The following is a 932-nucleotide window of genomic DNA, read 5'->3' as shown; positions in this document are numbered from 1 at the left end:
ATATGGAACAGGAATTTGATGTTGAGATAAAAGAAGTGCTTTCACGAGTACAGAAAGTAAAGGCAGAGTCGCTTGACGATGCCATCAATAAGGCAATGGATATGTATTATGCAGAGCAGATAGTCCTTGGAGCAGAGGACATGAAGGGAGTTGATTTTGCACCTATCAGCGAAAGTCAGCTCCCTTCTTCATTAAAAGAAAACGGAGGAAGAGCAAGATGAAAAGTGATTCAACAACAGTAATTAAGAACATGGAGTTTTTAGTAAAGGAACTTCATAAGGAGTGGGACAGATCGGGTACTTCTAAGGCATCCGTTATTATTTCCCTTGAGGAAGTAGATGGTATCAATGATAAGTTAAAAGAGATTATCTATCAGACACAGAAGTCAGTCGATGAGGATGAGCTGACCTTTAAACAGAGCATTGCAAAGTCCAAGGAGTGCTATGTGCTTCTTCGTGTGGTGCGTAAGATTGCAAAGAAAAAGGATAAATGCGAAAAACAGGCAATCGACAATGAATTTGCAATCGAGCTGGATAAGGATGAGTTAAAGCTCTTTAAGGGATTGTTTGCAGAGATGTTTAAGTAGAGGAGGACAAAGGTATGGGCGTTGATATGAAGGTCAAAGCGATATACGATTCTGAAATTGGTAACATCACCAGAACAGATAAGAACTGGAAAGATGTTTTAAAGGTTGCAGGTCAGTTGTACCGCTATGAATTTGACAATATCGTTATGGTAACAGCTCAGAGATCTCCGGAGAGAAGCACACTTATGGCAGATTATGATACCTGGAAAAAGGTGGGAAGATATGTAAAGCGTGGTGCGAAAGGCTGTGCCATTTTCCCGTCAAGGGCACTGAATCCCCGTATGAGATATATCTTTGATATCAGTGATACCGGAGGGAAGAATGTTAAGCTGACATGGGACCTTGA

At 40.9% G+C, this 932-nt stretch carries 2 protein-coding genes and 1 pseudogene; all 3 read left to right on the top strand.

All coding sequences use genetic code 11. The features are described from left to right. The coding region (locus tag DXA60_RS18325; protein WP_015567852.1) for a DpnD/PcfM family protein at positions 1-221 on the top strand (221 nt) is incomplete at its 5' end. Further along, positions 218-586 (top strand): hypothetical protein, encoded by a 369-nt coding sequence (locus DXA60_RS18320; RefSeq protein ID WP_015560916.1) that lies wholly within the window; start codon positions 218-220, stop codon positions 584-586. The genes DXA60_RS18325 and DXA60_RS18320, both read left to right, overlap by 4 nt. 14 nt (positions 587-600) lie before the next feature. Next, a pseudogene (locus tag DXA60_RS18960) lies at positions 601-932 on the top strand (hypothetical protein); the annotation flags it as partial.

The organism is Roseburia sp. OF03-24 (assembly GCF_003463035.1).
Classification (GTDB): Bacteria; Bacillota; Clostridia; order Lachnospirales; family Lachnospiraceae; genus Roseburia; species Roseburia rectibacter.
The sequence above is the reverse complement of the archived record's forward strand: the minus strand, read 5'-3'. Positions and strand labels throughout refer to the sequence as shown.

Bases quoted from the DNA above. Each gene is read 5' to 3' on its own strand.
- DXA60_RS18320 (WP_015560916.1), top strand. From the start codon at position 218: ATGAAAAGTGATTCAACAACAGTAATTAAGAACATGGAGTTTTTAGTA.